Raw genomic sequence first — 25,975 nt, forward strand, 5'->3', positions numbered from 1 at the left:
ACGCCGCTAGACGACACATAATGTCAGTTATAAGATTTTTAAACCGTTACTCGGTCTTGCTGGTTCGTTTCCATCCGAAAATCCAGGCGACCACACCCGCAGCCATAAGCCAAGCGGGGTAAACCTCGACCTTACCCAGCATCAGTACCGTGCCGCCAACCAGTAATGCCGCGCCCACACCTAGCAGGTATTGGGATTGACCTTCGCGGGTAGACTGTTTCTCTAACTGCTGGGTCAGCTTTTCAAGATTGTACGACATCAACTGCTGCTGTTTAAGACTGTCATAAACCAGTTCAGGGAGCTCGGGCAGTTTTTCAATCCAGAACGGTGCGCGGTCTTTAAAGGCGCGAACCATGGCCGGTAATCCAATCTGATCTTTAATCCAGCTTTCGAGGAAGGGTTTCGCCGTTGTCCAGAGATCAAGCTGCGGATAGAGCTGCCTGCCAAGGCCTTCAACATACAGCAGGGTTTTCTGTAACAGCACTAACTGAGGCTGTACCTGCATGTTAAAACGTCGGGCCGTGTTAAACAGGTTTAACAATACGTTACCGAAGGAAATTTCTGCCAGCGGCTTTTCGAAAATGGGTTCACAAACGGTACGAATGGCGAACTCGAACTCTTCGACGTTGGTATCGCGCGGAACCCAGCCAGAGTCGACATGCAGCTCGGCAACCTTGCGATAATCGCGGTTAAAGAAGGCGATAAAATTCTCGGCCAGATAACGTTTGTCTTCTTTGTTAAGCGATCCAACTATGCCGCAATCGATAGCGATGTAGCAAGGATCTTCCGGCGTTTCATAACTAACAAAAATGTTGCCCGGATGCATATCCGCATGGAAAAAGCTGTCACGGAAGACCTGAGTAAAGAATACCTGCACGCCACGTTCGGCCAGCACCTTCATGTTGGTGCCCTGCTTCTCGAGTGCGGCGACGTCGGAAATTGGAATGCCGTAAATGCGCTCCATGACCAGCAAACGCTCGCGGCAGTAGTCTGGATAAACTTCAGGCACGTATAGCACCGGGCTATTTTCGAAGTTTCTGCGCAGCTGAATAGAGTTCGCCGCCTCGCGCAGCAGGTTCAGCTCGTCGAGCAGCGTTTTCTCATATTCTCTAACCACTTCACGCGGACGCAGACGACGACCGTCCGGCAGCCATTTCGAGACCCAACCGGCCAGACGCGCCATCAGACGGGTGTCCGCCTTGATGATCGGCATGATGTCAGGGCGAATAACCTTGAGCACTACTTTCTTGCCGTTTTCTTTGAGTACTGCCGTATGAACCTGTGCGATAGAGGCCGACGCCAAGGCGTTTTGGTCAAAATCATCAAACCAGGTTTCTATCGGACCGCCCAATGCCAGCTCGATATGTTTGCGGGCCAGCGCGCCGTCAAACGGAGCAACGTGGTCCTGCAACAGGGCCAGCTGGTCGGCGACAACGGGCGGGAACAGGTCGCGACGCGTAGAAAGCATCTGACCAAACTTGATCCATACCGGACCCAGCTCTTCGAGCGCGAGGCGCAGGCGCGTGCCGAGCAGTTTGTCTTGATGACGGAAAGGCACCCAGAAAAAGAGATGACGACCTAATCGCAGCGGCAGAGTCAGCTTAATTTTAGGGATGAGTTCATCAAGGCCGTAAGTGAGAAATACCCGAATAATCAGATACAGGCGACGCATTTCACCTGGAGTCATCGATTCCCTCCCAGTAGTTTGTTAAGGCGCGCTTCCAGCGCATGGGCTTGACGCTCAAGAGCAGAAACTTCATCGGTAAACCAGGCGGCTTCGAGCGCGCCGGGAGCCAGTTTCCACTCTTCGGTAAGCACTTGAGCAACTTGGCCCTGATGTTTTTTGACACCCGCGGTCAGGAAGCGAAAACCGCCGGTAACGGCCTGGCTAATACCCTGCGCGGCGATATCGCCGATGTAAGGCGCCAGCAGCTCGGCGGGTTCCCATTCGGACATGTCCATCAGAGCAGAAAACTGCTGCACGACCTGAATATCACCTTCAACGTTGAGGTCGCCGCTGCGAATAAGCGGAGCCAACTGTTGGCGGTCGCGCAGTTTGCGCAAGGTTGAAAGGCGAGAAATCACGGTGCAATCTGCCGCGCCGTCCCACTGCCCCAGGACATCGACCTTTTGCTCACTAAAGATTAGCGTCAGCGGTGAACTCAGCTCCTGCAGCTCAATACGTAAAACTTTGCCCGCCAGTCGAAGCCTTGCGGCCTTCATACTGCGATCCTTAAACAACAGATGATTAAGGGCGGTTTCGATAGCGGCAGTCAATAACGGAGTTAACAACATCGGCATTTCCATATCAGAACTTGAAACCTCGGTGCAGCGCAACGATACCGCCAGTCAGGTTGCTGTAAGTCACGTTCTCGAAACCGGCATCGCCCATCATGCCCTTCAGCGTTTCCTGATCCGGGTGCATACGGATGGATTCGGCCAGATAACGATAGCTCTCGGCATCTTGCGCCACCAGCTCGCCAATTCTTGGCAAGATGTGGAAAGAGTAGGTGTCGTAGGCTTTGCTCAATGGCGCGATCAGGGGTTTGGAGAATTCCAGCACCAGCAAACGGCCGCCCGGCTTCAACACGCGGAACATGGAACGCAGCGCTTTCTCTTTTTCAGTTACGTTACGCAGACCAAAAGAGATAGTGATGCAGTCAAAATAGTTATCAGGGAATGGCAGAGCTTCGGCGTTGGCCTGTACGTAGCTCACATTGCCCACAATCCCGTTGTTACGCAGCTTTTCACGACCCATTTTCAGCATGGAATCGTTGATGTCTGCCAGCACAACTTCGCCCTGCTCTCCTACCAAACGGGAAAACTTGGCGGTCAGATCGCCCGTGCCGCCGGCCAAATCTAGAACGCGCTGCCCACGGCGCACGCCGCTACAGTCGATAGCATAACGCTTCCAGATACGATGAATACCGAATGACATCAGGTCATTCATCAGGTCATATTTCGCGGCCACAGAGTGAAAGACTTCAGCTACCATCTCTGCTTTGTTGTTTTTGGCTACGGTACGAAATCCAAAGTGTGTAGTTTCTTGAGAATCTACATTTTCCTGCGTCTGCTTTTCCATATTTCTGCCTGCTTATTCAGTATATCGCCTGGGGAAAGTGTATCAGAACCCCGAGGAAAGCCCCATCTCCGATGCGATTTGCGCCGCACGCGGTGATCAAGCCGTGAAATTATTGTTTACGCATTAACCAAGGTCGTCGAGAGAAGCCTGAAATTCGGGGTCATCTTCAGCGACGGCCTGCTCGGCGAGGGTTGGACTAATAGGCCGTTTGATTTCAACGCCCATCGCCCTAAAGCTCTCAACCTGGCCGACCAGATTACCACGGCCCTGAGAAAGTTTGTTCATTGCAAGACGATAACTTGTCTGCGCTTTATCGAGACTTTGTCCCATCGATTGCATGTCGTCGACGAACAGTCTGAGTTTGTCATACAGCCGCGCGGCGCGGTCGGCAATCTGCTTGGCATTTTGGCTCTGATGCTCGTAGCGCCAAAGATTACTGATAGTGCGTAACGCCACCAGCAGAGTCGTCGGGCTGACCAGCATGATGTTGTGATTCAACGCCTCGCTGATCAGTTCAGGTTCGCGGTCGATTGCCACCATAAAGGCCGGCTCCACCGGAATAAACATCAGCACGTAATCAAGGCTGCGCAACCCCGGCAGCTGTTGATAATCTTTGCGGCCCAGCAAACGAATGTGTCCGCGAATAGAAGTGATGTGCTCACTCAGCGCCGCCTCGCGCACCAGCTCATCTTCGCCGTTGAAGTAACGTTCATAGGCCACCAGCGACATCTTGGCGTCGATAACCACGTCTTTGCTTTGCGGTAATCGCACCACCACGTCGGGCTGCATGCGACTGTTATTTTCCGTTTGCACGCTGACCTGGGTCTGGTATTCGTAGCCCTCACGCAGGCCGGACGCTTCAAGCACGCGGCTCAGCACCACCTCGCCCCAGTTACCCTGCGTTTTGTTATCGCCTTTTAACGCTTTGGTCAGATTCAGCGCTTCGCGCGCCATCTGCGCATTCAACTGCTGCAGGCTGCGAATTTCGTGGGTTAGCGTGTGGCGCTCACGGGCTTCCTGACCAAAACTGTCTTGCACCTGACGACGAAAGCCGTCGAGCTGTTCACGCAGCGGCAGCAGCAGTTTGTCGAGACTTTGCTTGTTCTGCTCATCTGCGCGGCGGCCACTTTGCTCGAAAATTCGATTGGCAAGGTTCTCGAACTGGCTGTTTAGCCTTTGTTCACTGTTGATTAACAGCCGCTGTTTTTCTTCCGCCGCCATACGCGTTTCATCAAGACGGGTCGACACTTCACGCAGCTCGGCTTCTTGCGCACTATTTATTTCACGCTGCGCCCGCAGCTCTTGATTAAGCTGGTCACACTCGTTTTGCCAGTGCGCCAACAGTTGCAGCTTTTCACTGCTTGCCGCCTGCGCGCTATGCAGTTTTCTCAGTTCGATTTCGCTGTCACGCTGCTGCTGTCGCGCCTGTAAAATTTCGCGGTGCAGCGTCTCTTTTTCAGCCATGAGCTGAGTTTGCGCCTGCTCCAGCAGTTTATAGCGGGTTTCGCTCTCCGCCTGAATTTGATTTTGGCGCAGGCTGACGATTAACCAGCCGATGAGCAGGCCCGTCAGTCCAGCGCCTAGCGCGTAAAGCATGCTGAAATCCACCGTAAATTCCTCTGTTTACATCTCTGTGAGTCAAGGTAAAGGCATGCTGTATGGATGTCCAGATGCTTTTGAATGACGCCCGCGCTTTGCGAGACGTCTTCCAGAATCCTTGTAATACGGTCGTTGAGTTTTCAATTAAAACGCTTAGAAAAACTGGCTTAACCATTTGATACCAAAGGCACCAGGCGCAAGAATGCCAAAGGCCCAAATTATCGCCGAGCTGAAATTCGCCAGCTGGAAATAACGCTGTGGCATGCCGCAAATTCCGGCCACCAGTGGAACCACCGCGCGAAGCGGGCCAAAGAAACGGCCGATAAATGCGCCCGCCATGCCCCAACGGTCGAAGAAAGCATGCCCGCGCTCAAGCATTTGCGGATGCTTTTTGAAAGGCCAGATATGCGGCACGCGATCGCTATAATGCGAGCCGATCCAGTAAGATAGCCAGTCACCGAAGAATCCTCCGGCCGCCGCACCGGCGAAAATCGGCCAGAAGGGAATGCCCGCCTCGCCAATCAGCGCGCCCAACCCCAGCAAAATAACCGTGGCGGGTAACAGCAAAGAAAGGAAGGCCAGCGACTCGCCAAAGGCCAGGAAAAACACGATTGGCGCTGCCCAAGCCTGATGCTGGCGCACGAATTCGGTGACGTAATGAATAACTTCGTTAATGCTCAATGAATATTGCCCCTGTAAAAGTCTAAAACTACCTGCTCTGTCTGTAGCAGACATTAAAAATCAAATCAGGACAACATTAGCTTAACGAAGCGATTATTCCAGATAACGGTCGCGCAGCGTTTCCCGCACTTCTTCTGTCATGCCGTACTCTTTTTCCAGCCAGCTGTCCGTCGTGCCGTAAGCCTCGAGGATGGCCTGCAGCGCGGTATCAATAAACAGCTCCTGCACGGAAAGCACGTAGGCAAACTTCTCCAGCGCCTCGGGTGGCAGGGTGATCGACAGCTTATCGAGCATGTTTTCACGGAAGTTTGCCAGCGTCGTTTCAGTCAGCAGGTAGTCTTCTTTGATGGTGCTCCACTCCGCGCCCAGCGCCAGCAGTACAATAACGGCACCCATACCCGTGCGGTCCTTGCCCACGGCGCAGTGCTGCACCAGCGCGCCCTCTTGTGTCTCGCAAAGCAGGCTAACCAGCTTTTTATAGGCCGCATTGTTAAACGGCAGGCGGCGGTAAAGCTCGAGCATAAAGGCCTGCGGGTCAAAGGCGGCGATAGTTTCTGCGGTCAGCCTTTCAAGATTGGCATTGACCTCGTGACTCATCGGATTGGCCGCCACCTGATGATATTCGCAGCCGGACCACAGAATATCGGGCTTGGCCGCCACTTCATCTGCGTCGCGGTAATCAAGAATAACGTTAAGCGGAAGATTGCTCAGAAACTGCTGATCCTGTTCTGTCAGCGTATCCAGCGCGCCAGAACGAAACAGCAGGCCGCGCTTGATGCGACGGCCATCAGCGACCGTATTGCCGCCAAGATCGCGGAAATTCACACCGCCTTCGAGAGGCATCAGAGAGGGATGAAGTAAAATTTGTGCCGTCATAGTGCCTCGTTGCAATTTGATGATGAACAAGTCAGTGATGAAAATGTCGGTGATGGACAAGCCAGTAAGTAGAAAAGATTGCCCAAAGTTCGTTCCACGACCATAACAGATAGCTTCGCGAAGATAAAAAAACGGGCCGCCCATTGGCGACCCTTATTATGTTCATCTTCAGGTTACATCCGATCTTTATCAGATATTTATCCGATCTTTCTCAGATATCACTCAGGTTTAGATCAGACGACGCGCCGCCTCGACCACGATTTTTACCGCATGGCTTTCCGTCTGTTTCATCGTCTCGGCATTCGGGATCTCTTGTTGAGTACGATTGACGATAACTCCTGCCACCATGCCGGCGCGCAGGCCTTGGCTGGCACACATGGTCAGCAGCGTGGCGGACTCCATTTCGTAGTTCATCACGCCCATCTCCTGCCACTCTTGCATCGATTCTTTAAAACGACGCACCACGCGGCCTGAATAGGTGTCGTAACGTTCCTGACCCGGATAGAAGGTGTCGGAAGAGGCAGTCACGCCGATGTGAATAGTGGCGCCCACGGCTTTTGAAGCCTCCACCAGCGCCGTAGTACAGGCGAAATCGGCCACGGCCGGAAACTCCATCGGCGCAAAATGCAAGCTCGCGCCGTCTAGACGCACGGCTGCCGTGGTGACCAGCACATCGCCGACGTTAATATGCGGCTGAATCGCGCCGGTGGTGCCAATGCGCAGGAAGGTGCGGATGCCGAGCTGCGCCAGCTCTTCGACGGCGATAGAAGTAGAAGGGCCGCCGATGCCGGTTGAACAGACAATAACGGGCTTGCCGTCCAGCTCTGCGCGCCAGGAGGTGAATTCACGATGAGAAGCCAGACGCACCGGGTTTTCCATCAGTCTTGCAATTTTTTCAACGCGCTCAGGATCACCCGGCACAATGGCTAAGGTTGCGCCCTGAAGATCGCTTTTTGTCAGGCCAAGGTGGAAAACGTCAGATTGAGACATAATTTAACTCCATTTTAATTCGGTCATTGTCTTTGATTCGATCAATGTGTTTGGTTCGATCAAGGTCTTTGATTCGGTCAAGGTCTTTGATCCGGTCAATGTCAGTTTGGCCGGATGTGAATCGGCAAAACGTTACAGGCTGTTTATTCCACTACTCTATCGTTCATTGTGAGTTAATTTTGTGAAGGCAATCGCTAAGCAACACTGTGATTATCATCGTTTTCATAAATTATGTGACGCAACTCACAATAAACTGGCACGTTCGTCACTTCCAGACAAAATATTTGCGTTATCAGTCTATCAAAACGGTCAAAATTTCCGCGTGTCAGCATTTTTTACATAAGTCCTGACAGAGTGACAGGCTATGGTGGTTGATGTGGTGACCATTTGGCTTATAGTTTTAAAACCTGAAAGCGTTTTACGCTTTTGAGCAGTTCCAACGTTTTAAAAAATACATTTATGGCTTAAAGAACCTCATCTTTCTTACTGATAAGAAAAGCACTTACCCTGTATGGAGACTGTAATGAAGAAAGATACTTTACTCGAATTAAAACAAGCGCCTGACAGTTTCTCGCCTGCCGTTACGCCTGTCTCTGCCTCCACAATTCATACCGACGCTGAAGGTTTGTATGCGGGCGAGACAACAATTCCGTCGCAGGGTGAACATCTCCCCGCTTATCTGGCTCGCCCTGCCGAATACACGGGCAAGCTGCCTATCGTTTTAGTGGTGCAGGAGATTTTCGGCGTGCATGAGCACATCCGTGACCTGTGCCGTCGTTTGGCGAAAGAGGGTTATCTGGCCATTGCGCCGGAGCTTTATTTCCGTCAGGGCGATCCTTCTGACTACAACGATATCAACGAGTTGTTCGAAAAACTGGTCAGCAAAGTGCCCGACCAACAGGTGCTGGCCGACCTCGACCACACCGCGCATTGGGCCGCGCAGCACGGTGGCGACGCGACCAAATTGGCGATTACCGGTTTCTGCTGGGGCGGCCGTATTACCTGGCTCTACGCGGCGCACAGTCCACAGTTGAAAGCGGGCGCGGCATGGTATGGCAAGCTGGTGGGCAACAAAACGCTGACAACGCCAACTCATCCGGTAGACGAAGCCGTTGATTTAACTGCGCCGGTGTTGGGCCTTTACGGCGGTCAGGACACGAGCATTCCACAGGATTCAATTGAAAGCATGCGTCAGGCGATTCGTGCCGCCAATGCTACCGCCGAAATCGTGGTGTATCCGGAAGCAGGCCACGCCTTTAACGCCGATTATCGCCCAAGTTACAACGCCGAGGCGGCTACCGACGGCTGGCAGCGCATGCTGGCATGGTTTGCCAAATACGGCGTTAAATAAGATTCAGGCTGGCTGATTGATAAACCGCTAAGAATAATAGAAAAAGCCCCGCAGGCTAACCTGACGGGGCTTTTCGTTATTACTATTTATAACCTAATAACCTAATGAGGTCTGATAACTGAATCAGGCCTGACGCGGCTGTCCGTTTGAGGCGCTGAGTCCGCCATCAACAGGCAGGTTTACGCCCGTAACAAAGCGCGCATCGTCGCTTGCCAGGAAGGCAATGACCGAGGCAATTTCTTCTGGCTGCGCCGCACGACCCAGCGGAATACGCTCGGCAAATTTCGCCAGCAGCTCTTTGTTATCCTTGATATCTTCGGCCATGTCGGTGATGGTCAAGCTTGGGCAAACGGCATTCACACGCACGCCGTCCGCGCCGTGATCCATCGCCAGTGAACGAGTAAAGTTGCTCACCGCGCCCTTCGCCGCGTTGTAGAAGCTCATGCCCCAGTCGCCGCCCAAACCCGAAACGGAGGAGACGTTGACGATGTTACCTTTGCTTTTCTTCAAGGCTTCGATGAAGAAACGGGTGGTGTAAAACACGCCGCTGACATCGATATCAAAGACTTTTTTCCAGTCTTCGATACTCGCTTCATTAACCTGGCCCTGAACGGCCACGCCCGCGTTATTGACCAGCACGTCAACGCGACCAAACTTGTCGAGCACCACTTCTGCTAAACGTTCGACGTCCTGCGGGTTGGAGATATCGGCCACGTGAACATAATAGTTAGTAGATTCAAGCGTATTGGCGACCTTGGCCAACTTGATTTCGGTACGCCCAACCAGCACCACGATCGCCCCTTCTTTAGAGAAGCGTTGCGCCGTCGCTGCGCCCATACCGGAACCTGCACCTGTTACTACCACCACTTTATCTTTAAATCGGCTCATCTTTGTCTCCTTACGTTGCTTAATGTCGTCAGTCGCCTGTGATTTTTAAGTCAGAAGCGTTTTCACTTCATTAAGCCTAGTCAAGATGCAAAAAGCCGGGCCGATTTACTGAACTTCTGCGCCGAGAAACGCGTTCAGCCAAGGCGTGTCGCGAGCCACAGAGGCGCGAGAAAGAGGTTACAAAATACGAATGACCCAGCAAAAAGGGCTAATTAGGTGAGGATTATCGTCATTAAACTTTCATTTAGACGTCCAGATGTTTACACATCTATAATCCGCAGGTAGTGTATAATCTACAGGCGCAAATTATTCACAGTGACAGTGAAGGACTCTCATGATTGAACTCAAACACCTGCGGACGCTGCAAGCGTTGCATAATACTGGCTCGCTCGCGGCCGCCGCGGCCCAGCTTCACCAGACCCAATCTGCTCTGTCGCATCAGTTCAGCGACCTCGAGCAGCGTCTCGGTTTCAAGCTGTTTGTGCGTAAAAGCCAGCCGCTGCGCTTTACGCCGCAGGGTGAGATCATGTTGCAGCTCGCTGAACAGGTTTTGCCACAGATTCAACAGGCGTTGCAGGCGTGCCATGAGCCGCATCAAACTTCGCTGCGCATTGCGATTGAATGTCACAGCTGTATTCAGTGGCTGACGCCCGCGCTGAATGCCTTCCACCAAACCTGGCCGCAGGTGCTGATGGACTTTAAATCCGGCGTGACTTTTGACCCGCAGCCCGCGCTGCAACAGGGCGAGCTGGATATCGTGCTGACCTCCGACATCCTGCCGCGCAGTGGTTTGCACTATTCGCCGATGTTTGATTTCGAGGTGCGTCTGGTGCTGGCGCCGGATCATCCGCTGGCCAATAAAGAGCTGATCACTCCCGAAGATTTGAGCAGCGAAATTCTGATGATTTATCCGGTGCAGCGCCAGCGGCTGGATATTTGGCGTCACTTCCTGCAACCGGCGGGCGTGAGTCCGGCGCTGAAAAGTGTGGATAATACGCTGCTGCTGATTCAAATGGTGTCGGCGCGCATGGGCATTGCCGCGCTGCCGCATTGGGTCGTAGAGAGTTTTGAAAAACAGGGATTAGTGGTCACGAAGACGCTGGGCGAGGGTCTGTGGAGTCGACTTTACGCCGCCGTGCGCGACGGCGAGCAGCGTCAGGCCGTGACCGAAGCCTTTATCCGTTCGGCAAGACAACACGCCTGCAACCATCTGCCGTTTGTGCGAGATGCCTCGAGACCTGGAATTTCTTCTGCCGCAAAGTCGCTCTCTTAAGCGATCCTTTTTGACTAAAGCCTTTCAAACCATGAAACGACGGGGAAACGTAAGCGCGCTTCCCCGCCTATTTATAGGCCTGTTTATAGAGTTACGGACCTTTGCTTAATCAATAATCCCAAAGCGAAAACGGCTACCGCGACCAACGTGGCGGCGAGCAGGGTAAAGCTGAACGTCATGCCTGTAAAATCAATTAAATAACCCGTAGCGACGGGCAGCAATCCGGCTGGAATGTAGGCGCCGATATTTAATAACGCGTTGGCTTCTGCACGACGATCGGCGGCGATGTTCATCGACAACAGCGTTAATCCGCCGAGTTGACCCAAACCCTGCGCCGCGCCGGCAGCCAGTGCGGCGAGAAAAAGGCTCTTCACGTCGCCACCGTGCAGCGTCATGACAACACTTAACATAGTGACGAGCAGCGCCGCGCCGCTCACATAAAATATCCGCGCGATCGGCAGCTGACGGCACAAAATCTGCGTGCCGACGGCGACGGCAAACATCACGCAGGCCATTACACCCGCGATAACCGGACTGCCGACGGCGGTGAAGTTATTCAACAGTACGGGTCCGAGCGACAGCATCAGCGAGGTCGAGGTCAGGCCCGGCGCAAAAAACAGGATCCCCAGCAGCAGGTGAAACATGTTGGCTTTCGGGATAGTCGGCAGTCGCAGCGGGCGCGGCGCAGCAACCTTTTTCGCCGCCGACGGTAGCCGCAGCGCAATCACTAACGCACTCAACTGCACCAGCAATTCGACGGCAAAAACGGTATAAACCGGATGCGGCACGAAACGCACGATCACCCCGCTCATCACCGGCCCAAGCCCCGCGCCCGTCACCATCGCGATAGACGCCACCAGCGCCGCCTGCCGTTTACGGCTTTCTCCGCCCGCATCGACGACCGCCGCCATGCTGGCCGTTACCGTCACCCCAACCGCAATCCCTGTTAAAAACCGTGCAACCAACAGCGTATAAACCGAATCGGCCGTGATGAAACAGAGGCAAGCTAACAGCGAGGCGATCAGTCCAGGAATGATGACGGTTTTTCTGCCGAGCCGATCGGCAAGCTGTCCGGCGACCAGTAGAGTCAGCACCAGCGCTAGAATGTAACAGGCAAAAATCAGGGTCATGGTGCCTGAAGTAAAGCCAAGCTGCTGTTTCCAATGAATATACAAAGGCGTAGGCGCATTAGAGAGCATAAAGACGGCAACGACGAGCCACGCCGTTTGTAAAAGACGCCGCGGAGAGAAGCCGGATGTCGGCTCTTTAGCCGTGTTTAAACGGCTTTCTGCGGATGAAAACTGCGACATGATTTATTCCTGTGGTGATAAAAAGACAAAGCGTGAAAAGAGGCTTTTGCAGCAAGGTGGGAAGTATAAATTTTAATGGGATCGCTGGCTCATCGCGATGTGCTGTAAAGTTTTGTTAATCAGGCCGATAAAAACCCCATTTTGCCCTGATGAAGTAAACTTAAAACAGGAAATTTTTGTCAGGAGAGCGAATCATGAAAGTTTTTCAGCAGATTATTGCAGGCGTTGGACTGGTCATGCTCGGCGCTTCCGCGCTGGCGGCAACGACGCAAACACCTATCGAAAGGCAGCAACAGCTGCTCAACAACCCTTCTCAGGAACGTATGCAGCAGCGAATGTTAAGCGGCCAGCAGCTGCATCAGCGCCAGTTGGAGCAGGATCAAAATTTTAGCCAGCAACAGCAGCAGCAACGCCTCCGCGCGCAGTCGCTCAACGATCAGCAGCGTTTGCAGCAGAGCCAGCTCAACAATAACAATCAGCAAACCCAGCAAAAATTGCGACAGATGCCGTGATAATCGACCCCGCGTAAGTCGGCGGGGCTAAAAGATCAAACCGTTAACTCGCAAAATCCGGGCCGATCAGGTCGATGCGGTCGGTGCAGATGCAGTCTACGCCCCAATCCAGCAGCAAACGCGCGCGCTCCGGGCTGTTCACGGTATAGACCAGAATATGCAGGCTGGCCTGCTTGAGGGTTTGCACCCGTTCTTCGGTTAATTCCCGATGATTGATATGCAGCGAAACACAGCCCAGCCGCGTGGTAAGCGCGTGCCAGTTTTCGTCCCATTTATCGAGCAGAATACCGCGTGGAATTTCGGGGGCGGCGGCCTGCGCGGCTTCGAGTGAGGCGACATCGAAGGAAGAAAGCAAAGGCGGGACGGCCTGATCGCGCCACAATTCTTGCGCCGCGCGCGCCACCTGTTCGCCGGTTTCATACGCCAAACCGGGGGTGCCTTTTATTTCGATATTCGCCATCATGCCGTGTTGCGCACAGCGCGCCGCGACCTCGGAGAGCAGCGGCAGCTTTTCGCCGTTAAAGCTTTTGCTGAACCAGCTGCCCGCGTCGAGCTGCACCAGTTTGTCCCAGCTTAATTCTCCCGCCACGCCCCAGCCGTTGCTGGTGCGATTTAAGGTGTCGTCGTGCAGCAGGAAAATCTCGCCGCCCTGCGCCAGTTTGACGTCAAATTCAATCATGCTGTGACCTAAACGCGCGCCGGTATCGATCGCCGCCAAGGTGTTTTCGGGCGCCAGCGAACCGCCGCCGCGATGCGCCACAATGCGTGGATAAGGCCAGGCTGTCATGTTCATTCCATCCGTAATCCGCTTTTTGAATCAAAAAAGTGTAGCGCGTGCGCGGGCAAAACCAAACGTAAATAGCTGCCGACCGCCGGACAATTTTCATGAGAGAGTCGAACCACCACGCCATTTCCAGCCCACGCGCCGTGAGCCAGATTGTCTGCGCCGAGCAGCTCGAGGGTTTTCAGCTCCAGCGCGATACCACGCGATGAATCATCCGTTAGCTGAATATGTTCGGGACGAATCCCCAACGTCAGCTCGCGCCCGCCCCATTCAGGTCTGGCGACAGGCAACGGCAGCTCGTAGCCGCCCTCCATAACCAGTGAGGTGCCGTCGGTGGAAAGCTGGCCCGGCAGCAGATTCATCGCGGGTGAGCCGATAAAGCTGGCGACAAACAGGCTGGCCGGGCGCTGATAGACTTCGGACGGTGTGCCGATCTGCTCGGCAATCCCTTTATTCATCACGATAACGCGCTCTGCCAGCGTCATCGCTTCGACCTGATCGTGCGTCACATAAAGGCTGGTGGTGCGCAAACGGCGATGCAATTGCTGCAACTCGAGGCGCATCTGCACGCGCAGCTTGGCGTCGAGGTTGGAAAGCGGCTCGTCAAACAGGAACACGGCGGGCTCGCGCACGATTGCCCTTCCCATCGCCACGCGCTGACGCTGGCCGCCGGAAAGCTCGCGCGGTTTGCGCTTCAACAGCGGGCCAAGCTCGAGAATACGCGCGGCTTCTTCCACTCTTGCCTGAATCTGCGCCTTGCCAAAACCGCGAATTTTCAGGCCGTACGCCATGTTGTCATACACGCTCATGTGCGGATAAAGCGCGTAGTTTTGAAATACCATGGCGATGCCGCGATCTTTGGGTTCAAGCTCGGTAACGCGCACGTCATCAATGTAAATATCGCCGCTGGTGGTGCGTTCAAGTCCCGCCACCATGCGTAACAAAGTCGATTTTCCGCAGCCGGAAGGCCCGACCATCACGATAAACTCGCCGTCGTTCACGTCCAAATCGATGCTTTTAATAATCTGATTTTGTCCGTCGTAAGACTTGGTCACTGCCTGAAGTTTTAAATTAGCCATGCTGATTGTGTACCTTTTTAATCATTTTTCACTGTCGACCAAACCGCGCACAAACCAGCGCTGCATCAAAAGCACCACCGCGAGAGGAGGCAATAACGTCAGGAGCATCGCGGCCATTACCTGATTCCACTGGGTCGAGCCGTCGCCTGACGAAATCATGCTTTTAATTCCCGCTACCGCCGTGCCCATCGAGGCATCGCTGGTGATCAGCAGCGGCCACAAATACTGGTTCCAGCCGTAAATAAAAGTGATGACAAACAGCGCCGCCAGATTGGTTTTCGACAGCGGCAGCACGATGTCCCAGAAGAAGCGCATCGCGCCCGCGCCATCAATACGCGCGGCTTCGAGCAGCTCATCGGGCAGCGTCATAAAGAACTGGCGGAACAGAAAGGTCGCGGTCGCCGAGGCCATTAACGGCAGCGTGAGGCCGGTGTAACTGTCGAGCAGGTGCAGATTGGCAATCACCTGAACGGTCGGGAAAATACGCACTTCCACCGGCAGCATCAGCGTCATAAAAATCAGCCAGAAGAACAGGTTACGCAGCGGGAAACGGAAATAGACAATGGCGTAAGCCGACAGCATCGAGATGGAAATCTTGCCGACGGTAATCGCCAGCGCCATGATAAAGCTGTTCAGCAGCAAGGGACCAAACGCCGGGCTGTTGGCGCCTGCGCCTTGGGTCCAAATCGCGCGAATATTCTCGAAAAGATGGCCGCCGGGCACCAGCGTCATCGGCACGTCAAAAATTTGTTTGTTATCCAGCGTCGCGGCGACAAAGGCCACGTAGAGCGGGAACAGCACCATCAGCACGCCAAGAATCAGCACCGCGTGACAGAAAATATCGAGCCCTCTTCGGTTCTCAATCATTGGTAACGCACCTTACGCTCGATAAAGCGGAATTGAATAAAGGTCAGCGCGATGACCATCACCATCAGTACGACGGACTGCGCGGCCGAGCTGGAGAGGTCGAGGCCGGTGAAACCTTCACGATAAACCTTGTAAATCAGCGTGGTGGTTGCCTGCACGGGTCCGCCCTGCGTTGCGGCGTCAATGACGGGAAAGGTATCGAAAAAGGCGTAGACCAGATTCACCACCAGCAGGAAGAAGCTGACCGGCGAAATCAGCGGCAGCACCAGATTGAAGAAGCGGCGAATCGGCCCTGCGCCGTCAATGGCGGCGGCTTCAACCAGCGATTTTGGAATCGACTGCAACGCGGCCAGAAAGAACAGAAAGTTGTAGCTGACCTGCTGCCAAATCGAGGCCAGCACCACCAGAAACATCGCCTGTCCGCTGTTCTGCGCGTGGTTCCAGTTATAGCCGAGCGTGGCAAGAAAATGGGTGATCAGGCCAAGTCCGGGGCTGAACAGAAACATCCACAACACGGCGGCCACGGCAGGCGCGACGGCGTAAGGCAGAATCAGCAGGGTCTGATACAGTCGGCTGGCGCGAATAACGTGATCCACCATCGCCGCGAGCAGCAGCGAAATCGCCAGACCAAAAAAGGCCACCATAAAGCTGAATTTCAGCGTGGTGTAAAACGACGCGAGATAGTAAGGATCCTCGAACAGCTGCTGAAAATTGCTTAGGCCAGCAAAGGTGCTGGAGATGCCGAAAGGGTCCAGCGTCTGAACCGAATACCATAGGGCCTGACCGGCGGGCCAGAGGAAAAAGATGGCGGTAATCAGCAGTTGTGGCAGAACCAGCGCGTAAGGCAGCCAGCTACAGCCGAATCCGGGACGGTGTGAACTCATAGACAAGACTCGTCAGAACGGGAAAACAGAGGCCGGAACAGAGCGCGATGCCCTCTCCGGCCTCAGGGCGATTACTTCACGGAAGCTTCAAAACGACGCAACAACAGGTTGCCGCGCTGCACGGACTCATCCAGCGCCTGCTTGGCGGTTTTCTGGCCGCTCCACACGCCTTCCAGCTCTTCATCGATAATGGTACGAATCTGCGGCATATTGCCCAGACGCATGCCTTTGGTGAACGGTAACGGCGGTTTGTTCATCATCTGGCGGGTGGCGACGTCGGAACCCGGATTCTTGTCATAGAAGCCTTGCTGCTTGGTTAAGTCGTAAGCCGCAGAAGTCACGGGGAGATAGCCGGTTTTCTGGTGCCATTCGGCGGCAATCTCCGGCGTTGTCAGGAATTGCAGGAATTCGGCCACGCCTTTGTAGGTTGCCTCATCCTTGCCTTTCATCACCCACAGGCTCGCGCCGCCGATGATGGCATTTTGCGGCGCGCCTTTAATGTCGGCGTCGTAAGGCATCATTCCAACGCCGTAGTTAAATTTGGCGTGCTGGCGGATATCGGCCAGAGAACCGGAAGAGGCGGTGGTCATCGCGCAATCGCCGTTATAAAACTTGGCAGTTGACTCATCCTGACGCCCGAAATAGGTAAATTCACCCTTCTTGTTCATGTCCTGAAGGAACTGAATGTGTTTGATCTGTTCCGGTTTGTTGAACTCCAACACCGCGTCGGTGCCGTCGAAGCCGTTATTTTTGGTGGCGACAGGCAAACCGTGCCATGCGGAGAAGTTTTCAATTTGGATCCAGCCCTGCCAGCCGCTGGCGTAACCACATTTCATGCCCGCGTCTTTCAATTTGGCGGTGTCCTGCTCCAACTCCTGCCATGTTTTTGGCGGCTGGTCCGGATTCAGCCCGGCTTTCTTGAACGCATCTTTGTTGTAATAAAGCACCGGCGTCGAGCTGTTAAACGGCTGTGACAGCAGGCGACCCTGTGAATCGGAGTAATAACCCGCGACCGTCGGCACAAACTGCGAAACGTCTTCTTTTAATCCTGCGTCGGCAAATACCTGATAAACCGGCTTAATTGCCTTGCTCGCCATCATGGTGGCGGTGCCAACCTCATAAACTTGCAGGATTGCGGGCGCGTTGCCGGTGCGATACGCCGCGATGCCCGCCGCCAGATTCTGGTCATATTTACCTTTATAAACCGGCACGATTTTAACGTCGGGATGCGTTTGGTTAAAACGATCGGCCAGCGAGTTGACCTCTTTACCCAATTCGCCGTCCATCGAATGCCAGAAAGGAATTTCCGTTACGGCCAGCGCGTTGGCGCTGAAAGCCAGCATAAGCGCGGCACCGAGGACCGATTTTTTTAAAGTAATAAACATGCCTGTCTCCTGAAGTCTGCGGGGTTGGCGGCGCAGAGAAAGTTTGGAAGTTAAATAACTTTTTATTCGGGAGGTAAAATGACACGGCTAAATGACAGAAAAATAACCGTTAAGTGACGTTAGTGTGACAGCAGCATGAAACGCGGATGACGAAATGATGGCAAAACAAAGGCGCACGGCTTTCGCGGTGCGCCTTTTCAGGATTTGAATTTAGACGAGCTAAAAAATTACAGCGCGCGTTTCAGGCGTGCGACGGCCTCGTGCAGCTGCTCTTCTGTTGCGGTAGCGAACGAGATGCGGAAGGTCGAGTGATCCGGGTTATCGGAATAGAAGAATTCGCCCGGCACAAACACCACGCCCTCTTTGATGGTCTCTTTCATCCATTCGGTGCAGTTACGCGGCTCGCGGAAACGCGCCCACAGGAACATGCCGCCTTTCGGATATTCGAAGGTCAGCACGTGACCCAGCTCGCGTTCCAGCAGCTCGGCCAGCACGGCGCATTTTTTCTTGTAGGCCGCGCGAATGGTTTCGATCTGCTGCTCAAGACGGCCCAATCCTAAATAGTATTCGGCGACGGTTTGTGACAGCGAGCTAGCGTGCAGGTCGGCAGCCTGTTTGATGATGGCAACTTTATTCAGCAGCCAATCCGGCATGATAACCCAGCCCAAACGCAGGCCCGGGGCCAGAATTTTGGAGAAGGTCGAGGTGTAGATGATGTTGTCGGCGTGACCGTAAAGCTGCTGGGAAATTGAGAACAGCGTTGGCAGGCGCTCGTCGGTGAAACGAATTTCGCCGTACGGGTCATCTTCGATGATCAGGAACTGATGCTCGGCGGCCAGTTTTACCAGCTGCTCGCGACGAGATTGGCTCAGCGTGACGCCGCTCGGATTGCCGAACGTTGGCACCACGTACACGCCTTTAATCTTGCGCGTTTTGAGGATCTCGGCCAGCTCGTCGACCTTCATGCCGTCGCCGTCGGAGCCGACAGAAAGCAGGTGCGCTTCGGCCAGTTCCAGCGTTTGCAGCGCGGCCAGATAGGTTGGGCGCTCAACGACGACCACGTCGTCAGGGTTAACCACGGCGCGCATCACCAGATCCAGCGCCTGCTGGGAACCGGCGGTAACCACGACGTCTTCCGGCGTGGCGTTAATGCCGCGCGTTTTGCAGAGGTCGATAATGCGCGAACGCAGGCCGTAGCTGCCTTCGGTCAAACCGTATTGGAACGCGAGCTCCGGCTTTTCGGTAATCGCCATCTGCGTCGCCTGCGCCAGCCCTTCAAAGTCGAATAGCGCGGAGGAAGGAATGCCTCCCGCGAGCGAAATCACACCCTCCATCTGACTTTGTTTGAGCAATTCTCTGATAGCCGAGCTTTTCAGCCTGGCCATGCGCGTGGCGAGCAAACCTTCAGTGTTCATTTCATCTTCCCGGTAGTGTGCGAAATTTTATTAGAATGTCAGAAAAGTTTTTTCTACATAAAAACTATCTATAGATAAAAGATAATTTATAGATAAAAGTTAATTTATCGAAAAAAGAAAAACCGCCAAGCGCTTGCCGTGCGGTTTTATTAGATTTAACACAGTTTGTGGTGGAATTAACGTATTTTATGCATCGCGCTTTTAACATCCCCCCGAAAACGATTACGCGCCGAGATAGGCGGCCCGCACGGCTTCGTTAGCCAACAGCGCCGCGCCCGTGTCTTCGAGCACTACGTGACCGTTTTCCAGCACGTAACCACGGTCTGCCAGCTTGAGCGCCTGATTGGCGTTTTGCTCAACCAGGAAGATGGTCATGCCCTCTTCACGCAGCAGCTGAATAGTGTCGAAAATCTGCTGAATGATGATAGGCGCAAGGCCGAGCGACGGTTCGTCGAGCAGCAGCAGTCGCGGCTGGCTCATCAGCGCGCGGCCAATCGCCAGCATCTGCTGCTCGCCGCCGGACATGGTGCCCGAACGCTGCGCCCGTCGCTCTTTCAAGCGCGGAAACAGCGTAAAGACTCGCTCGAGGCGCTGCTGATACTGATCACGCGCGGCGAAAAATCCGCCCATCGCCAGATTTTCTTCCACCGTCATGCGTGAAAATACCCGACGACCTTCAGGCACGATCGCAATATCGCCGCGCATGATTTTAGCCGTCGGCCATTGCGTAATGTCCTGACCTTCAAAGACAATCGAGCCTTGCGAGGCACGCGGTTCGCCACACAGCGAGCCGAGCAGCGTCGTTTTACCGGCCCCGTTCGCGCCAATCAGCGTGACGATTTCGCCCTTGTTAATGTGCAGGCTGACCTGATGCAGCGCCTGAATTTTGCCGTACTGGGCCGAAACTTGATTAAATGACAACATCGCTTATCCCTCGCCCAAATACGCACGAATGACGTCTGGATTATTACGGATCTCGTGCGGCGTACCCTGCGCCAGCGGCGTGCCCTGATTGACGACATAAATACGGTCGGAAATGCCCATCACCAGCTTCATGTCGTGTTCAATCAGCAGAACGGACACCTGATGCTGGTTGCGCAATTCGGCGATCAGCTGGTTTAGCTCTTCCGTTTCACGCGGATTCAGCCCGGCGGCGGGTTCGTCGAGCATCAGGATTTCGGGTTGCGTCACCATGCAGCGCACGATTTCCAGACGGCGTTGCTGGCCGTAAGCCAGATTACCAGCCTGACGGTTTGCCAGCTCGAGCAGTCCGACTCTGTCGAGCCACTGCGCGGCGCGGTCCAACGCCTCGGCTTCGGCACGGCGAAAACTCGGCGTTTTGAGCAAACCGGCCAGCACGCCGCTTTTCAGATGCTGATGCTGCGCCACCAGCAGGTTTTCTATCACCGTCATTTCACGGAATAGCCGCACGTGCTGGAAGGTGCGCACCACGCCCATGCGAGCAATTTTCTGGCCGGGCAGGCCTTCAAGATGCTGGTCGCGCAGTTTAATGGTGCCGCCACTCGGACGATAAAAACCGGTCAGGCAGTTAAACACGGTGGTTTTGCCTGCGCCGTTCGGGCCGATCAGCGAGACGATTTCGCCCTGATTCAACTGTAGCGCAACGTTATTAACCGCCAGCAGGCCGCCAAAGCGCATGGTCAGCCCTTCAACGTTTAACAAAGCTTGAGTACTCATGCCTGCTCTCCCTTGCCTGCCGCGATTTTATCCGCCACCTTTAATTTCAGGTGCGGGCGTTTCATCGGCAGTAAGCCCTGCGGACGCCAGATCATCATCAACACCATCAGTGCGCCGAGCAATAACATGCTGTATTCATTGAGGTCACGCATTAATTCACGCGACACTACCAGCAAGATTGCCGCCAGGATCACGGCGAACTGCGAACCCATGCCGCCCAATACCACGATGGCGAGCACGAATGCCGACTCAACGAAGGTAAAGGATTCGGGACTGACGAAGCCCTGACGCGCGGCAAACAGCGTGCCAGCAAAACCGGCAAACGCGGCGCTGATGGTGAAGGCGGTCAGCTTGATGCGCGTCGGGTTGAGGCCCAGCGAGCGGCAGGCGATTTCATCTTCACGCAACGCTTCCCACGCGCGGCCCAGCGGCATGCGCAGCAGGCGATTGATCACGAACAGCGTCAAAATCACCAGCAGCAGCGCGACCATATAAAGGAAGATAATGCGATCGCCGGGGTCATAACTTATCCCGAAGAAATGGCTGAAGGTGTCCCATCCGCCTTCGCGCGCCGTACGGCTGAATTCGAGACCAAACAGCGTAGGTTTCGGGATCTGGCTGATGCCGTTCGGACCGCCGGTAATTTCAGTGTTGTTAAGCAGCAGAATACGCACGATTTCGCCGAAGCCGAGCGTCACGATGGCGAGATAATCGCCCCGCAGTCGCAGCACCGGAAAGCCGAGCAGGAAGCCAAAGGCCGCCGAAACCAGTCCTGCCAGCGGCAGCGCTTCCCAGAAACCCAGGCCGTAATAGTGGTTAAGCAGCGCGTAAGTGTAGGCGCCGATGGCATAAAAACCGCCGTAACCCAGCACCAGCAGGCCAGAAAGGCCCACCACCACGTTCAGGCCGAGGCCCAGCATGATATAAATCAGCGTGAGGGTTGCGATGTCCACCGTGCCGCGCGAAACAATAAACGGCCAGGCGATCGCGGCGATAATCATCACCAGCGCCAGCCATTTCTGTTTAGGCGTCGAGCCGTCGAAGCTTGGCAATACAAAGCTCGGTCCCGAGACTTTTCGCAGCCCTTTTTGCAGCAGCGGCCGGAAAAGCTGGAAGACAAAAACCACCGCGCAGCCTGCGGCAATCCAGTACCAGCGCACGGTATCCGCGCCGTGAACCACCAAACGCGTGCCATCAAGACTGAGCTGCATGCCCATGATAAATGAAGCTAAAACGAGCAGGACCAGCGCTGAAATCAGCGCGTTGAGCAGGTTAAGATGTTTCATACTTTCTCAACCTCCGGACGGCCCAGAATGCCGGTCGGCAGCACCAGCAATACGACTATCAGCAGCGCGAATGAAACCACGTCTTTGTATTCGGTAGAAAGATAGGCCGAGGTCAGCGCCTCTGCCACGCCGAGAATCAGGCCGCCGATCATGGCACCCGGAATGCTGCCGATGCCGCCCAATACCGCGGCGGTGAAGGCTTTCATGCCGGCCATAAAGCCGATGTACGGGTTAATCACGCCGTAAAATTGGCCTAATAATACGCCCGCGACGGCGGCCATTAACGCGCCAATCACGAAAGTCAGCGAGATCACGCGATCGGTGCTGATGCCCAGCAGGCTGGCCATTTTTAAATCTTCGGCGCAGGCGCGACAGGCGCGGCCCATGCGGGAGTAGCGAATAAACAGCGTGAGCGAGAGCATCGCGATAAAGGTCACGACCCAGATAATCAGCTGCATAGTGCTGATGGTGGCGGCAAAGCCGTTAGTTTCGCCAAGCGTCCACTGGCCGGTCACCAGGCTTGGCAAGGCCACGTCGCGCGAACCTTGGGTCAGGCTGACGTAGTTTTGCAGGAAGATCGACATTCCGATGGCGGAGATCAGCGCGATCAGGCGTTTGGAATTGCGCACCGGCCTGTAGGCGACGCGTTCGATGCTCCAGCCGTAGGCGCTTGAAATCACCAGCGCGGCAATAAAACCGGCGCCGATCAGCAGCCAGCTGGCGTCGATGCCCATCATCATCAGCGCGGCAATCACGATAAACGAAACGTAGCTGCCAATCATGTACACCTCGCCGTGGGCGAAGTTGATCATGCCGATAATGCCGTAAACCATGGTGTAACCGATGGCGATCAGCGCGTAGGTGCTGCCCAGGGTGACACCGTTGAACATCTGCTGGATAAAATAGAGAAACTGCTCGGACATACTACACACCTTAAATGAATCCCGAGACGACAGCGCTGCGGCAAATATTCTGCCGCAGCGCGTGATGTCGGGTAAAACAGCTGCACATGATTCAACGCTTGCCAGTGTTCTTGATGGTACTAAAGAAGGATCACTTGATTGGCGTTGAGGTGCCGTCGGCGTGCCACTGGAAGACGCCAAATTCAAAGCCTTTCAGGTCACCTTTTTGGTCCCAGCTTAGCGGCCCCATGACTGTGTCGACGGGCGCAGATTTGAGGTTTTTAACAATTTCTTCTGGCTCCATGCTGCCGCTGCGGGTCATGCCGGTGGTCAGCGATTGCAGCGCGGCGTAGGTGGTCCAGACGAACGGGCCGGTTGGATCGAGCTTTTTGGCTTTCAGCGCGTCAACGATAGGTTTGTTGGCTGGCACCTGATCGTAACGTTTTGGCAAGGTCACCAGCATGCCTTCAGAGGCAGCACCGGCGATGTTCGACAGTGAGGAGTTGCCTACGCCTTCAGGACCCATAAATTTGGTGGTCAAACCGGCCTGTTTGGCCTGACGCAGAATCTGTCCCATTTCCGGGTAATAACCGCCGAAATAGACGAAATCGACGTTCTCTTTTTTCAGACGTGCCACCAGCGTTGAGAAGTCTTTGTCGCCCGCCGTGATGCCTTCAAACATCACCACGTTGCCGCCCGATTTCTTAAGGCTGTCTTGAACGGAGCGCGCAAGGCCTTCACCGTACTGCTGCTTGTCGTGGATTACAGCGATGCGCTGAGGTTTCACCACGTCGAGGATATATTTCGCGGCGGTTGGACCCTGATCGGAATCAAGACCGGTGGTGCGCATAATCATCTTGTAGCCGCGCGTGGTCAGGTCGGCGTTGGTGGCCGCAGGGGTAATCATGATCACGCCTTCGTCTTCGTAAATATCGGACGCAGGCTGGGTCGAGGATGAGCACAGGTGACCAATCACGTAGCGAATACCGTCATTAATCACTTTGTTGGCGACCGCCACGGCCTGTTTTGGGTCACACGCGTCGTCGTATTCCACGCCGACCAGCTTGTCGCCCTTGATGCCGCCCTTGGCATTGATATCTGCGATAGCCTGTTTAGCGCCGGTAAATTCCATATCGCCGTACTGGGCGACCGGCCCGGACATAGCACCCACGATGGCGATTTTAATATCTTTTGCCATTGCAGAATGGCCCATTGCCAACGCCACGCAGCCCGCTAACCACAGCTTACCCTTTGATAATTTCATCCTGACTTCCCCATTCGATTATGTTGTGATGTTGTATTTCCACCTGCTTAAAACGTGCTCACTTGGCGCTTTCGCCAATAGTAATAATGAGTTAGCAGGTTTTTTTGGTCTTATTCTCTAATAAAACGCTTATTTATCACGTTATTAAACAGGTTTTTTCTTCTGTAAATCAAATCACACATCCAGAAACAAGAGGTGTAAACAGAATTTTATTTGGGTAAAAAGGCGACAAAAACGCAAAATGTCAGCGGTTAACACTGCCGGTTGAAAATTAAGCCGCCGTTTATATTTTATACGACGATCCAAAAAATATTTTCGACCTGTTACTGTACAAAAAAAGTTACGCAACAAACGGGGCGGGATCCCGTAAACTGTTTCAGTCCTTTTTCCTTTGTAATCCGTGACTCACTCATGAAATTAACCATCGTAAAACTTGAAACGCTAACCGCTCAGGATCTGCTCGATTTAGCCAAAATCTGGCCGCAGCAGTCTGTAAATAGTTGGCAAAACTGGCTTTCAGAAACGCAGATGATTTTTGCTGCACGATTCAACGATCGGCTGCTGGCGGCGGTAAAAGTTTCAGTCGTGGATGCGCAGGCGACGCTGACGGATTTGTGCGTGCGTGAAGTGACGCGTCGGCGTGGCGTTGGCTTGTATCTGGTGCAGGATTTGCAGCGGCTTTTGCCCGAAGTGACGGGATTTTCAATGCATAGGAACGATGAAGATGCCGTACTCGACGCCTTTATGTCTGCCTGTGGATTCACCCTTGAAGGCAATGATTGGTGCAAAGAGGCTTGAAAATCAGGCATAAAAAAAGCGACCCCGAAGGTCGCTTTTCATTTTTAACGCTAATCCGCTAACACGAGAAGATTAACGCTAAGCGTTAACACTGTCGGCAATTAGGCTTCGATCGCCATGCGCAGTTTTTTCATCGCGTTCTTTTCAAGCTGACGGACACGTTCGGCAGAAACGCCGTATTTGTCGGCCAGCTCTTGCAGCGTCGACTTGTTGTCATCGTCGAGCCAGCGAGCACGGATGATGTCCTGGCTACGCTCGTCAAGGCCTTCCATCGCGAAGGTTAACTTGTCGGCCGCGCTGGATTCCCAGTTATCTTCTTCGATGCTTTCGGCGAAGTCTGAGCTTTTATCCTGCAAATAGAGCATTGGAGCCATGGCCTGACCATCGCGCGGCTCTTCATCCGGCGTTGGGTCGAAGGTCATGTCTTGCGCCGCCATGCGGGATTCCATTTCCAGCACGTCTTTGCTCGTTACGCCGAGTTCACGCGCCACGTGTTCAACTTCTTCGTGACTGAACCAGCCTAAACGCTGCTTGTTTTTACGCAGGTTAAAGAACAGCTTACGCTGCGCTTTGGTGGTCGCTACCTTCACGATACGCCAGTTACGCAGCACGTATTCGTGAATTTCGGCCTTGATCCAGTGGACGGCGAATGAAACCAGACGCACGCCAACTTCCGGATTAAAACGGCGAACCGCTTTCATCAGGCCGATATTCCCTTCCTGGATAAGGTCAGCCTGCGGCAGACCATAGCCTGAATAGTTACGGGCGATATGAGCGACAAAGCGCAGGTGTGACAGGATGAGGTGTTTAGCCGCTTCCAGATCACCCTCGTAATGCAGCCGTTCAGCCAGCGCCCGTTCTTCCTCTGCGGTAAGCATCGGATAGGCATTGGCGGCCCGAACATAGGCTTCCAGGCTACCTTGGGGGACTAATGCTAAAGTTTGCATTTCTTTGGTCATTAAAGCCTCTCTAATGTGAAGTAAGAAGGTTTTACTCATCGTTGCCGCGGAATAATTACCGACGGCGTGAGCCCGATATCGACAACGAAGAA

Annotated in this window: 25 protein-coding genes; 4 read left to right on the forward strand and 21 right to left on the reverse strand. The window is 54.1% G+C overall.

The genetic code is table 11. From position 1 onward, the window contains the following. Positions 1-46 precede the first annotated feature (46 nt). The 7 genes from ubiB to udp form a co-directional block, all read right to left on the reverse strand. Positions 47-1,687, reverse strand: coding sequence for a ubiquinone biosynthesis regulatory protein kinase UbiB (ubiB, locus tag SC206_RS06150; protein ID WP_332735214.1), 1,641 nt, complete (start codon positions 1,685-1,687; stop codon positions 47-49). Beyond that, positions 1,684-2,295, reverse strand: coding sequence for a ubiquinone biosynthesis protein UbiJ (gene ubiJ / locus SC206_RS06155; protein ID WP_332735216.1), 612 nt, complete (start codon positions 2,293-2,295; stop codon positions 1,684-1,686). Before ubiJ ends, ubiB begins: the two co-directional genes overlap by 4 nt. A gap of 13 nt (positions 2,296-2,308) precedes the next feature. Continuing rightward, positions 2,309-3,082, reverse strand: coding sequence for a bifunctional demethylmenaquinone methyltransferase/2-methoxy-6-polyprenyl-1,4-benzoquinol methylase UbiE (ubiE, locus tag SC206_RS06160; RefSeq protein ID WP_045049731.1), 774 nt, complete (start codon positions 3,080-3,082; stop codon positions 2,309-2,311). A gap of 123 nt (positions 3,083-3,205) precedes the next feature. Continuing rightward, a complete protein-coding gene (gene rmuC, locus SC206_RS06165) occupies positions 3,206-4,690 on the reverse strand; it encodes a DNA recombination protein RmuC (protein WP_332735219.1) in 1,485 nt (494 codons plus the stop codon). 144 nt (positions 4,691-4,834) lie between these two features. After that, positions 4,835-5,362 (reverse strand): DedA family protein, encoded by a 528-nt coding sequence (locus tag SC206_RS06170; RefSeq protein WP_332735221.1) that lies wholly within the window; start codon positions 5,360-5,362, stop codon positions 4,835-4,837. A gap of 93 nt (positions 5,363-5,455) precedes the next feature. Beyond that, positions 5,456-6,238 carry a tyrosine-protein phosphatase gene (locus SC206_RS06175; protein ID WP_332735223.1) on the reverse strand — a complete coding sequence of 261 codons (783 nt, stop codon included), beginning with the start codon at positions 6,236-6,238 and terminating at the stop codon, positions 5,456-5,458. A 228-nt stretch (positions 6,239-6,466) separates the two neighbouring features. After that, positions 6,467-7,228 carry a uridine phosphorylase gene (gene udp, locus SC206_RS06180; protein ID WP_332735225.1) on the reverse strand — a complete coding sequence of 254 codons (762 nt, stop codon included), beginning with the start codon at positions 7,226-7,228 and terminating at the stop codon, positions 6,467-6,469. 523 nt (positions 7,229-7,751) lie between these two features. Here udp and SC206_RS06185 point away from each other — a divergent pair. Then, positions 7,752-8,579: a dienelactone hydrolase family protein gene (locus SC206_RS06185; protein WP_332735227.1), complete on the forward strand. Its 828-nt coding sequence runs from the start codon at positions 7,752-7,754 to the stop codon at positions 8,577-8,579. Positions 8,580-8,702: 123 nt separating this feature from the next. Here SC206_RS06185 and SC206_RS06190 read toward each other — a convergent pair whose 3' ends face one another. Beyond that, positions 8,703-9,467, reverse strand: a complete 765-nt coding sequence (locus SC206_RS06190) for an SDR family NAD(P)-dependent oxidoreductase (RefSeq protein ID WP_332735229.1) — start codon at positions 9,465-9,467, stop codon at positions 8,703-8,705. 334 nt (positions 9,468-9,801) lie between these two features. On the opposite strand from SC206_RS06190, the gene metR reads away from it, so the two are divergent. Next, complete coding sequence (gene metR / locus SC206_RS06195) at positions 9,802-10,740, forward strand: HTH-type transcriptional regulator MetR (RefSeq protein WP_332735231.1); 939 nt, start codon at positions 9,802-9,804, stop codon at positions 10,738-10,740. A gap of 83 nt (positions 10,741-10,823) precedes the next feature. Here metR and SC206_RS06200 read toward each other — a convergent pair whose 3' ends face one another. Further along, positions 10,824-12,050, reverse strand: coding sequence for an MFS transporter (locus tag SC206_RS06200; RefSeq protein WP_332735233.1), 1,227 nt, complete (start codon positions 12,048-12,050; stop codon positions 10,824-10,826). Positions 12,051-12,244: 194 nt separating this feature from the next. On the opposite strand from SC206_RS06200, the gene SC206_RS06205 reads away from it, so the two are divergent. Next, positions 12,245-12,562 (forward strand): hypothetical protein, encoded by a 318-nt coding sequence (locus tag SC206_RS06205; RefSeq protein ID WP_332735235.1) that lies wholly within the window; start codon positions 12,245-12,247, stop codon positions 12,560-12,562. Positions 12,563-12,605: 43 nt separating this feature from the next. Here the strand turns inward: SC206_RS06205 and ugpQ are convergent, their stop codons facing one another. The 11 genes from ugpQ to SC206_RS06260 all read right to left on the reverse strand — a co-directional run bounded on the left by ugpQ (position 12,606) and on the right by SC206_RS06260 (position 24,126). Next, the gene (gene ugpQ, locus SC206_RS06210; RefSeq protein ID WP_332735237.1) at positions 12,606-13,349 is read right to left on the reverse strand and encodes a glycerophosphodiester phosphodiesterase; all 744 of its coding nucleotides are present in this window, start codon (positions 13,347-13,349) and stop codon (positions 12,606-12,608) included. 2 nt (positions 13,350-13,351) lie between these two features. After that, the gene (locus SC206_RS06215; RefSeq protein ID WP_332735239.1) at positions 13,352-14,425 is read right to left on the reverse strand and encodes a sn-glycerol-3-phosphate import ATP-binding protein UgpC; all 1,074 of its coding nucleotides are present in this window, start codon (positions 14,423-14,425) and stop codon (positions 13,352-13,354) included. A gap of 21 nt (positions 14,426-14,446) precedes the next feature. After that, entirely contained in the window at positions 14,447-15,292 is an 846-nt protein-coding gene (ugpE, locus tag SC206_RS06220) for a sn-glycerol-3-phosphate ABC transporter permease UgpE (RefSeq protein WP_332735241.1), read from the reverse strand. Then, entirely contained in the window at positions 15,289-16,176 is an 888-nt protein-coding gene (ugpA, locus tag SC206_RS06225) for a sn-glycerol-3-phosphate ABC transporter permease UgpA (RefSeq protein WP_332735243.1), read from the reverse strand. Before ugpA ends, ugpE begins: the two co-directional genes overlap by 4 nt. Before the next feature lie 71 nt (positions 16,177-16,247). Further along, positions 16,248-17,561 (reverse strand): sn-glycerol-3-phosphate ABC transporter substrate-binding protein UgpB, encoded by a 1,314-nt coding sequence (gene ugpB, locus SC206_RS06230; protein ID WP_332735245.1) that lies wholly within the window; start codon positions 17,559-17,561, stop codon positions 16,248-16,250. Positions 17,562-17,788: 227 nt separating this feature from the next. Then, on the reverse strand, positions 17,789-18,976 hold the full coding sequence (locus tag SC206_RS06235; protein WP_332735247.1) for an aminotransferase-like domain-containing protein: 1,188 nt from the start codon (positions 18,974-18,976) through the stop codon (positions 17,789-17,791). A gap of 222 nt (positions 18,977-19,198) precedes the next feature. After that, positions 19,199-19,900, reverse strand: a complete 702-nt coding sequence (gene livF, locus SC206_RS06240) for a high-affinity branched-chain amino acid ABC transporter ATP-binding protein LivF (protein WP_332735249.1) — start codon at positions 19,898-19,900, stop codon at positions 19,199-19,201. A gap of 3 nt (positions 19,901-19,903) precedes the next feature. Beyond that, on the reverse strand, positions 19,904-20,674 hold the full coding sequence (gene livG / locus SC206_RS06245; RefSeq protein ID WP_332735251.1) for a high-affinity branched-chain amino acid ABC transporter ATP-binding protein LivG: 771 nt from the start codon (positions 20,672-20,674) through the stop codon (positions 19,904-19,906). Next, positions 20,671-21,960 carry a high-affinity branched-chain amino acid ABC transporter permease LivM gene (locus tag SC206_RS06250; RefSeq protein ID WP_332735252.1) on the reverse strand — a complete coding sequence of 430 codons (1,290 nt, stop codon included), beginning with the start codon at positions 21,958-21,960 and terminating at the stop codon, positions 20,671-20,673. Before SC206_RS06250 ends, livG begins: the two co-directional genes overlap by 4 nt. Continuing rightward, a complete protein-coding gene (gene livH / locus SC206_RS06255; protein WP_332735254.1) occupies positions 21,957-22,883 on the reverse strand; it encodes a high-affinity branched-chain amino acid ABC transporter permease LivH in 927 nt (308 codons plus the stop codon). The genes SC206_RS06250 and livH overlap by 4 nt, the downstream gene beginning before the upstream one ends. Before the next feature lie 130 nt (positions 22,884-23,013). Then, complete coding sequence (locus SC206_RS06260) at positions 23,014-24,126, reverse strand: branched-chain amino acid ABC transporter substrate-binding protein (protein WP_332735256.1); 1,113 nt, start codon at positions 24,124-24,126, stop codon at positions 23,014-23,016. Between the two features lie 411 nt (positions 24,127-24,537). Between SC206_RS06260 and panM the strand changes: the two genes are divergently transcribed. Beyond that, a complete protein-coding gene (gene panM, locus SC206_RS06265) occupies positions 24,538-24,924 on the forward strand; it encodes an aspartate 1-decarboxylase autocleavage activator PanM (protein ID WP_332735259.1) in 387 nt (128 codons plus the stop codon). A gap of 101 nt (positions 24,925-25,025) precedes the next feature. Here panM and rpoH read toward each other — a convergent pair whose 3' ends face one another. Further along, positions 25,026-25,883 (reverse strand): RNA polymerase sigma factor RpoH, encoded by an 858-nt coding sequence (gene rpoH, locus SC206_RS06270; RefSeq protein WP_332735261.1) that lies wholly within the window; start codon positions 25,881-25,883, stop codon positions 25,026-25,028. Between the last annotated feature and the right edge of the window lie 92 nt (positions 25,884-25,975).

The organism is Rouxiella sp. T17 (assembly GCF_036663475.1).
Lineage (GTDB): Bacteria > Pseudomonadota > Gammaproteobacteria > Enterobacterales > Enterobacteriaceae > Rouxiella.